This window comes from Enterococcus sp. C53 (genome assembly GCF_040887425.1).
Lineage (GTDB): Bacteria > Bacillota > Bacilli > Lactobacillales > Enterococcaceae > Enterococcus_B > Enterococcus_B hirae.
Genome location: NZ_JBFOFT010000037.1, coordinates 1 through 243 on the forward strand (window position 1 = coordinate 1; position 243 = coordinate 243).

The 243-nt window shown below is 44.4% G+C and carries 1 protein-coding gene; it reads left to right on the forward strand.

The features are described 5' to 3' along the window. Window positions 1–243 (forward strand): G5 domain-containing protein (locus AB3I42_RS14075; RefSeq protein ID WP_368022574.1); only part of this gene is annotated, 243 nt, incomplete at both ends.

Here is a 243-nt window from a genome sequence, read left to right on the forward strand (position 1 = left end):
CAGTAACAGAAGAAAAAGAAGAGGTCTTAACCGAAGCTGTGCCGTTTACAACGACAACTGTTGAGAATCCAGAATTGGAAGAAGGAGTTACACGGATCAAAACGGCAGGACAGGACGGGATTCGTACGATCGTCTATAAGGTGACTTATGATGGGGAAGGCAACGAAATCAGTCGAGTAGAAGTAAGTAATGAGGTAACGACTGCCCCTGTGGCACAAATCATTGAAAAAGGAACAAAGGTTC